Origin of the sequence: Streptomyces sp. SID11385, from assembly GCF_010548245.1 — a bacterium.
Classification (GTDB): Bacteria; Actinomycetota; Actinomycetes; order Streptomycetales; family Streptomycetaceae; genus Streptomyces.
Window position 1 is genome coordinate 20,729 of the sequence record NZ_JAAGLR010000038.1, and the last position, 8,270, is coordinate 28,998.

General features: G+C 73.5%; 9 protein-coding genes and 1 pseudogene. 3 read left to right on the top strand and 7 right to left on the bottom strand.

Annotated features, from left to right (window positions below; translation table 11 throughout):
• Positions 1-289: 289 nt before the first annotated feature.
• Entirely contained in the window at positions 290-1,384 is a 1,095-nt protein-coding gene (locus G3I42_RS01445) for an ATP-dependent DNA ligase (protein WP_203606212.1), read from the top strand.
• Between the two features lie 59 nt (positions 1,385-1,443).
• Here the strand turns inward: G3I42_RS01445 and G3I42_RS01450 are convergent, their stop codons facing one another.
• Complete coding sequence (locus G3I42_RS01450) at positions 1,444-2,613, bottom strand: PP2C family protein-serine/threonine phosphatase (protein ID WP_343244414.1); 1,170 nt, start codon at positions 2,611-2,613, stop codon at positions 1,444-1,446.
• 99 nt (positions 2,614-2,712) lie between these two features.
• Here G3I42_RS01450 and G3I42_RS01455 point away from each other — a divergent pair, with 99 nt between their 5' ends.
• A complete protein-coding gene (locus G3I42_RS01455; protein ID WP_164282037.1) occupies positions 2,713-3,246 on the top strand; it encodes a MarR family transcriptional regulator in 534 nt (177 codons plus the stop codon).
• A 321-nt stretch (positions 3,247-3,567) separates the two neighbouring features.
• Complete coding sequence (locus G3I42_RS01460) at positions 3,568-3,933, top strand: STAS domain-containing protein (RefSeq protein ID WP_164282038.1); 366 nt, start codon at positions 3,568-3,570, stop codon at positions 3,931-3,933.
• A 153-nt stretch (positions 3,934-4,086) separates the two neighbouring features.
• On the opposite strand, the gene G3I42_RS01465 is transcribed toward G3I42_RS01460, so the two are convergent.
• The 6 genes and pseudogenes from G3I42_RS01465 to G3I42_RS01490 form a co-directional block, all read right to left on the bottom strand.
• On the bottom strand, positions 4,087-5,316 hold the full coding sequence (locus G3I42_RS01465) for a cytochrome P450 (protein ID WP_164282039.1): 1,230 nt from the start codon (positions 5,314-5,316) through the stop codon (positions 4,087-4,089).
• Entirely contained in the window at positions 5,280-6,551 is a 1,272-nt protein-coding gene (locus G3I42_RS01470; protein WP_164282040.1) for a cytochrome P450, read from the bottom strand. Before G3I42_RS01470 ends, G3I42_RS01465 begins: the two co-directional genes overlap by 37 nt.
• The gene (locus G3I42_RS01475; RefSeq protein ID WP_164282046.1) at positions 6,548-7,114 is read right to left on the bottom strand and encodes an ATP/GTP-binding protein; all 567 of its coding nucleotides are present in this window, start codon (positions 7,112-7,114) and stop codon (positions 6,548-6,550) included. The genes G3I42_RS01470 and G3I42_RS01475 overlap by 4 nt, the downstream gene beginning before the upstream one ends.
• Positions 7,115-7,184: 70 nt before the next feature.
• Positions 7,185-7,535 carry a DUF742 domain-containing protein gene (locus tag G3I42_RS01480; RefSeq protein WP_203606213.1) on the bottom strand — a complete coding sequence of 117 codons (351 nt, stop codon included), beginning with the start codon at positions 7,533-7,535 and terminating at the stop codon, positions 7,185-7,187.
• Positions 7,532-7,972 carry a roadblock/LC7 domain-containing protein gene (locus tag G3I42_RS01485; protein WP_164282041.1) on the bottom strand — a complete coding sequence of 147 codons (441 nt, stop codon included), beginning with the start codon at positions 7,970-7,972 and terminating at the stop codon, positions 7,532-7,534. The genes G3I42_RS01480 and G3I42_RS01485 overlap by 4 nt, the downstream gene beginning before the upstream one ends.
• Positions 7,969-8,270, bottom strand: a pseudogene (locus G3I42_RS01490) (histidine kinase); the annotation flags it as partial. The gene G3I42_RS01485 and the pseudogene G3I42_RS01490, both read right to left, overlap by 4 nt.

Consider the following 8,270-nt stretch of genomic DNA (forward strand, 5'->3'; position numbering starts at 1 on the left):
CTTGCGTCACGCTTCAGGGAAAATTCTTTACTATCACCGGTTGCCGTCCACGCCTGGCAAGGGGATTCCTCATGACGAAGGCAGGCGAGCCCGTACAGCGGTCGCCGTGGGCCCGAATCTGGGCGAGGATCGTGAAGCGGGCGAACAAGACCCTGACACTGAGGGTGAGCAGCCGCTACCGGCCAGAACGACGCCGGCACACGCACGCCACGCTGCTCATCTGCGAGCCCGAGAGCGTGAAGGCAGCCACTCCTCGGCGGCTTGTGGAGGGTTGGAGGAGGTCGAAGCAATGCGTCTGCCTGTCATGCCCCCGGTGCGACCGATGCTCGCGAAGGCCGTCCCGGAGATCCCGCCCGGGATGCACTACGAGGCGAAATGGGATGGTTTCCGCTGTCTCGTCTTCAAGGACGGTGACGAGGTGGAGCTGGGCAGTCGCACGGGCAAGCCGCTCGGGCGGTACTTCCCCGAGCTGGTCGAGGCGCTGCGGGAGCGGCTGCCGGGGCGGTGCGTGCTGGACGGGGAGATCGTCGTGGCGCGCGAGGGGCGGCTCGACTTCGACGCGCTGAGCGAGCGCATCCACCCGGCGGCCTCGCGGGTGCGGCTGCTCGCGGAGACAACGCCGTCCTCGTACATCGCCTTCGACCTGCTCGCGCTGGACGAGGACTCGTGGGTGGACCGGCCGCAGCGCGAGCGCAGGGAACGGCTCGAAGCGGTGCTCGCGCGGGTGGCTCCCCCGGTGCACCTCGCGCCCGCGACGGGGGACCGGGCGGTGGCCGAGGAGTGGTTCGGGCGTTTCGAGGGGGCGGGGCTGGACGGGATCGTCGCGAAGCCGCCCGAGCTGCCGTACCGCGAGAACCAGCGGGTCATGTTCAAGGTCAAGCACGAGCGGACGGCCGACTGCGTCGTGGCCGGGCTGCGCCTCCACAAGAGCGGCCCGGTGGTCGGCTCGCTGCTGCTGGGGCTGTACGACGACGCGGGCGCGCTCCAGCACGTGGGCGTCTGCGCGGCCTTCCCGATGAAGCGGCGCGCGGAGCTGATGGAGGAGCTGGAGCCACTGCGGATGGACGGAACCGGTGACGGTTTCGGGGAGCATCCGTGGGCGCACTGGGCCGAGGCGGAGGCGCAGGAGGCGGGACGCCTGCCGGGCGGGCCGAGCCGGTGGACGGGCACGAAGGACCTGTCGTGGGTGCCGCTGCGGCCCGAGCGGGTCTGCGAGGTTGCGTACGACCACATGGAGGGGTCCGCGGAGTCGGGCAGGGCCCGCTTCCGGCACACCGCGCGCTGGCGCCGCTGGCGCCCGGACCGCACCCCGGAGAGCTGCACGTACGCCCAGGTCGACGAGCCGGTGCGGTACGAGCTGGGGGCGGTGCTCGGCGGGGCCTGAGCCCCGCCCCGTAGGCGCCCCGCGGCTCCGCACCCGCCCCGTGCGGCCTCGTACCGCCCCTACATCGACACCTGCCGTCCGTGCCAGTCCAGGCACAGCACCATCGCGTCGTCGTCCTGCGTGATGGTGCCCCGGTGCGCGGCCAGCTCCTTGAGCACGGCGTAGGGGACCTGCGCGGGCGGCAGCAGCCGGGTGCCGGTCATCGCGGCGGCGAGGGCGCGTTTCCCGTACGGTTCCCCGGTCGGCGACAGGGCCTCGTACACGCCGTCGCTGAAGAAGAAGAGCCGGTCCCCGGGCAGGACCCGGAAGTGCTGGGCCGTGTAGACGGTGTCCTCGAACATGCCGAGCGGGAGTTGCGCGTCGAGTTCGATCTGCTCGGTGACGCCGTCGCGCTGCCGCCACAGCTGCGGGGAGCCCGCGTCCACGACGTCCACCTCGCCGGTGGCGAGGTCGAAGCGCAGGAGCAGCGTGGACAGGTGCACGCTGCCCTGGTGGTGGCCGTAGATCGCCTGGTCGGCGAGGGCCGCCTGGTCGGCGAGGGCGAGTCCGGCGCGGCGCGCGTTGCGCAACGCGTTGACCGCGAGGTTGGTGAGCAGCGCGGCCTCGATGCCCTCGCCCATGCCGTTGGTGACCGAGAGGTGCAGCGTCTCGGACGAGCCCGCCCAGTCGAAGTTGTCGCCGCGGATCGCGTAGGCGGGCTCCAGCTGGGCCCCGAGCGCGTACTCCGGGCGGGAGCAGGAGCGCCCGGGCAGGAGCTGCCACTGGAGCTCGGCGGCGAGGGTGAGGCGGCGGGCGCGGCGGGCCTGCTGGTAGCAGTCGGTATCGCGTTCGGCGACGAGGATCTCGTGCCCGAGCACTTCGCCGATGTCGGCGAGTTCCCCGGCCATCTCCTCGTCGTAGCCGCCCTCGGGCAGCCGCACGGTGAGAATGCCGAGCCGGTCGCCACGCACGGTGACCGGTACGTGCACGACGGTGTACTCGCCGGAGCTCTCCGCGTACGGCTGCTGGGCCCCGAAGGCGCGTCCGGGCGCTCCCAGGTGAGCGGACAGCGGCTCCGGCGGGAGCGCCGGGGGTTCGACCGGCTGGAGTATGGTCATGGCGTAGTCGGCCATGAGCAGATCCGCGCCCGCTGCCCCGTAACGGGCCCGAAGCGTTGTGCGCAGCGCGTCGAGCAGAGCATGGGGAGGGGCCTTGCGCAGGGCGCGTTCCACGGCCGCGAATCTGTCCACCGTACGTGTACCACCTGTCTCGGAGATCGGGAGAAGGGAAGCCGGACCGTCATGCCCCAGCGACTGACAGGAGCCTTGCGAAGTGTCAGAGTTGAGGACATGCGTCCCGAGGCGGCGACCCAGGAGAACCGGGCTGCCGCGGCACGGGTGGCCGGGGAGGTCATCGAGCTGCTGGAAGTGATGTGGCACAAGGGCCGCGATCTGGCGCCGACGGCGCCCGTCTCAGTCTCGCAGCTGCGCGTGCTGTACATCCTGGACCGCGAGGACGGGATCAACCTGCGCACCCTCGGCGAGGAGCTGGGGGCGGCGCCGTCCTCCGTGAGCCGTCTGTGCGACCGGCTCCAGGCGCTGGGCTACGTGGAGCGCGCGGCCAGCCGGTCGAGCAGGCGGGAGGTGGAGCTGCGGCTCACCCCGCCCGGGACGCGGTATCTCGGCGAGCTGCGGGCCCGGCGGCAGAGCGCGCTCCTGGAGATCCTGGAGCGGATGCCTCAGGCGGACAGGGACGCGCTGGCACGCGGTCTGGGCGGCTTCCTGGACGCCGCCGACTGGGACCCCGCCGACTGGGGCGAGGAGCGGCCGGCGGATTCCTCGCGCGAAGGGCCCCCGCGGGACGAGGCGGCCGACACCGCCTGAGCGCCGCCCCCCGTCGTGCGGGAACGGCCCCCTGGACCAGTACACGCTTGTGACCTCCGGTTCGCCTCGGTCCGCACGCCACCATTTCCGGCCGGGCGGTCCTTTCGGGGCTCAGATTGTTTCCTCGGGCGCACTGTTGTCAAACGGCAAGTGTCACGAGCCCGCGGCAATGGCTGACACCTGGTCAGCCGACGGGTCGCTGTTCACGATGTCATGCGGGTACCCGCTACCGGGTGCCGCGACGCTCGGCTAATGTTTGCCGCAGTGCAACAGTTGCCGACGCCGCGCACCCCGCGTGACGTGACCAGGAAGGGCGCCACCATGCCGGACGAAGCCGTCAGTCACGCGGACATTCCCGGGGCGCGGGTGGTACGGCTGGTGGGAGAGGCGGACCTGGACACGGCGGAAGCGCTCGACGGGGCGCTCACCGGGGCCCTGGCCTCGGGGCGGCCGCTCACCGTCGTCGATCTCTCGCGGACGACCTTCGCGGACTCCACGGTGCTGGGGGTGCTGCTGCGGGCGCACACCCTGCACGAGGAGGCGGGGCTGCGGCTCCTGCTCGCGGGACCGCTCGACGACGTCCTCGTGCGGCTCTTCGACGTGACGGGAACGCGGGCCCATCTGCGCTTCACGGCCGACGTGGAACAGGCGACGGCGGACGGCGACAGGCATCCGGAACGGGGCTGAGCCCGGGAGCGGCCTGAATCCGGGCGGCTGAACCCGGGAGCCCGGCTGAATGCGGGGGGCTGACATCGGGAGCCCGGCTGAATGCGGGCGGGGCGGCGGGGCGGTCGGCCCCGCGAGCCGGGTGTGGGGCCCCGGCTCGTACGGCGGTGGCGGTCAGGCCGTGCGGTAGGCGGGCAGCTCCGCCCAGCCGTGCGCGATGAAGGTCGGCACCTGCCGCGGGTCCGGGTCGGCCAGGCGCAGGCCGGGGAAGCGGGCGAAGAGCGCGGGGAGCGCCACGCCGGCCTCCAGCTGGGCGAGCGGGGCGCCGATGCAGCGGTGCGCGCCGATGCCGAAGGCGAGGTGGTCGCCGGAGTCGCGGTGCGCGTCGAAGAGGTGCGCGGTGGACCCGTAGTGCGCGGGGTCGTGGTTGGCCGCCGCGTACGTCGTGAGGATCGCGCTGCCCCGGGGGATGAGGACGTCGCCGGTCTCGGGGCCCTGGATGTCCTCGACCGCGAACCGCATCGGCAGGTTGGCGATGCTCGGCGCCCAGCGCAGCGTCTCGGTGACGACCTTCTCCCAGGAGAGCTCGCCCGCCCGTGCCTGCGCGAGCTGCTCGGGGTGGGTGAGCAGCGCGAACGTGGCGTTCCCGATGAGGTTGACGGTCGTCTCGACCCCGGCGCCGATGACGAGGAGGAGCGTGTCGCGCAGCTCGTCGTCCGAGAGCCGGTCGCCGTCGGTGTCGCGCACGGTGACGAGGTCGCTCGCGAGGTCGTCACCGGGCTCGGCGCGCTTGATCTCCACGAGCTCGCCGAGCACCGCGTAGAGGCGGGCGAGCGTCGCCATGGCCTCCTCGACGGGCCGCGAGACGTCCATGAAGTCGTCGAGGAGCGTCACGAGCTCGGCCTTGTGGGCGCCGCTCACGCCGAACAGCTCGCAGATGATCTCCATCGGGAGCTTGCGCGCGAAGGCGTCGCGCAGGTCGACGGGCTCGCCCTCGGGCACCGCATCGATCTCGTCGAGCAGGCGCGCGACGATCTCCTCGACCCTGCCCCGCAGCCGCTCGGTGCGGTGGTGCGTGAAGGACGGCGCGACGAGCTTGCGCAGCCGGCTGTGGTCGACCCCGTACGTGCTGAGCATGTTGATCACGCCGACCCAGCCCAGTATCCAGCCCCACTCCGGGTTGGCGGCGGCCTCGGGCCAGCGGGCCCAGTGCTTGCGCGGGTCCTTGCTGACGCGCGGGTCCAGGATGAGGGTGCGCAGGTTCTCGTACCGGGTGACCGCGAACGCGGGGATGCCGCCGGGCAGCGTGATCTCCACGACGGGGCCGCGCGCGCGCAGCCGGGCGGCCTCGGCCGGGATGTCGGCGCCTACGGGGTCGAGAGTGACGGCTTGGAGCTGGTCCACGGGGTGACTCCTGGCTGATCGGGACGGACGGGTCGGAAAGTGACGGGCAGCGCCGCGAGAGCCCGGTGGAAGGGCCCGGGGCGCCAGGTCAGTTCGTCGAAGGGGACCGCCAGTTCGAGCCCGGGCAGCAGCGTGAGCAGCCGGTCGATGGCGGTCGCCGCGATCAGCAGGGCGGGGTCGGCCGCCGGGCAGCGGTGCTCGCCCGCGCCGAAGCCGAGGTGCGCGCCGCCGTCCGAGCGCTCGTCGGCGTGCGCGGGCAGCCCCGCGGGGTCCGAGCCGGCGCCCGCGTACGAGACGAGGACCAGCTCGGCGGGTTGTATCCACGTGCCGTGGAAGTGGACGGGCCGGGTCGCGAAGTACGGGCCGTAGTTCGCCATCGACGGGTCCGTGCGCAGCACCTCGGCGAGCGCCTCACGGGTGGAGAGCGCGCCGTCCGTGAGCGAGGAGTAGTACCGCTCGTCGGTGAGCATCCGCGCCGTGGTGTTGCTGATGAGGTTCGCGGAGGGCTCGTTGCCCGCGCCGAGGGTGAGCACGACGTGCTGCACGACCTCCTCCGGTGCGAGCTGGGCGGGGTGCCCGATGAACCAGGAGGGGAGGTCGTCGCCCGGGCTCTCGTACTTCGCCGTGATGAGTTCGTTCATGTAGCGGCCGAACTCCTCGTTGGCCGCGACGGCGTCCGCGCCCACCGCGTTCGACAGCGTGGTCAGGATGCGGTCCAGCTCGCGGCCCGAGGCGTCGGAGCGCCCGTACAGGCGGTTGATGACGCGCGCCATGAGCGGGCGCGCGTACTGGCCGACGAGGTCGGCGCGGCCCTCGGTGGCGAACTCGCGCACGAGGTCGTCGGCGATCTCCGTGACGGTCGCGCGCAGCCGGTGCGGCTGGATCATGCGGAAGCAGTCGCTCACCGCCTGCCGGAAGCGGTCGTGGACCTCGCCGTCGGTGAAGAGCGCGTTGGGCCGGTAGCCGATCATGCCGAGGACGCCGCGCGCCTCGGGGGTGCGCGGCAGGCTCGCCTCCCACGGGCGCGGGTCCTTCGACCAGTGCCCGTCCTGGTCGGTGAGGATCTCCCAGGCGGCGCGGTAGTCGAGGACGAGGTGCGCGCCCACGCCGGGGGCGACCTCGACGGGGGCGACCGCGCCGTGCCGGGCGCGCAGCCGCGCGTAGGCGGCGTGCGGGTCGGCGGCGAACTCGGGCTCGTAGAGCGCCGTGGCGCCCGGGACGTAACGGTTGCTCAACTCTCCACCAGCTCACGGATGTGCTCGACGAGCATGATCAGCATGTCCCGCGCCGAGCGCGGATCGCGCGCGTCGCAGACCGCGAGCGGCGTGGACTCCTCCAGGTCGAGCGCGGCGCGCAGGGCCTCGGGGCCGTGCGCGGGCGAGTCCTCGAACTGGTTGACCGCGACGGCGTAGGGGATGCCGCGCCGCTCCACGAGGTCGAGCACGTCGAAGCTCGCGTCCAGGCGGCGCGTGTCGGCGAGGACGAGGACGCCCATCGCCCCGTACGTCAGCTCCTCCCACAGCAGCCGGAACCGCTCCTGGCCCGGGGCTCCGAAGAGGTAGAGGACGGCGCCCGGGTGGGCGGAGGGCGCGGGCGGGCGCAGCGTGAGGCGCCCGAAGTCGACGCCGACGGTGGTCGTCGTCTTGCTCCGTACCCCGCTGAGGTCGTCGACGCTCTCACCGGCCTGGGTGAGGACTTCCTCGGTGGTGAGCGGCGCGGTCTCCGAGGCGGCGGCGACGAAGGTCGTCTTGCCCACGGCGAAGGGCCCGGCGACGACGATCTTCACCGGGATCGGCAGCTCGGGCACGGGTTCCGCGGGAGCCGGGGTGACGGCGGCGGGGGCCGGGATGCCGGGCGCGGGGGCCAGGTCAGAGGGCACGGAGGCCATGGAGCACCACATCCAGGAGTGCGGGGTCGGGGAGCTGGGCGGGGGCCGGGGGCTCGCGGGTGACGACGGCGCCGCTCGCGGCGAGCGCGGCGGCCATCATGCGGACGACGGCGTAGGGCAGCCCGAGCTGCGCCGCGCACTCGTAGACGGAGAGCGTGCCCTCGTCCTCGACGAGCGCGAGGAGCCGCCGCGCCGCCGCGTCCAGGCCCTCGGGGCGGGCGCCGGGAGCGGCGTGCAGCAGCGTCGTGCGCTCCACGCCGATCCGCTGCGGGACGTCGAGCCCGGCGGTCGCGACGTAGTCGGGCACGAGGCGCCTGCGGGGCGGGGTCATGCGCCGGCGGTCCTGCTCTTCGCGGCCTCGCTCAGCGCCACGACCAGCTTGCCCACCTGCACCTGCACCTCGTACGCGATCCGCCCGAGGTCCGCCTCCCGGCCCGCCCACAGGACGAGCCCCGCGCCCTCGCCCGCGGGCGCGACGTAGTAGAGGCCCTGCGGGGTCGAGACGACGACCTCGTCGATCGTGCGGTCCTTGCCCTGCGCCGCCCGGTCCACGAGCGCGCGGACGCTGCCGAGCGTCGAGCTGGTGACGGCGGCGACCGCCTCGCCGTCCTCGGTCGCGATGCCGGGCGCGGCGCCCAGGATGAGTCCGTCCCTGCTGAACACGACGCCGCCCTCCACGTGCGGGAGTTCGAGCAGGGGCTCCAGTACCCACGACAGGTTCCGGGCGAGCGGGGCGCCCTTCACCGGCGGGGTTCCCTGGCTGTTCACAGGTCGTGTCCTCTCTGCTGCGCGGGGGCCGTGCGGGGGGTGCTGCGCGGCCCCTCGTGCGGTGCGCGTTCCGTGGGGGGTACGGGGGTGTTCCCGGACCCTGCCGTCCGCGCGTCCTCGGGCGGGCGGCCGTGGGGTGGGTCCTGGGGCGGGCGGGTGTCCTCGTGGGTGGGGCGGGGCGTCGCTTCGGGGGTCCCGTGCTCGACGGCCTCGACGGCCTCGCGGCCCTTGTCGCGGCCCGCCTGCCAGCCGCCCCAGCGCGCCTTGGCCTCGCGGGGCTCCAGGCGGGGGAGGTCGG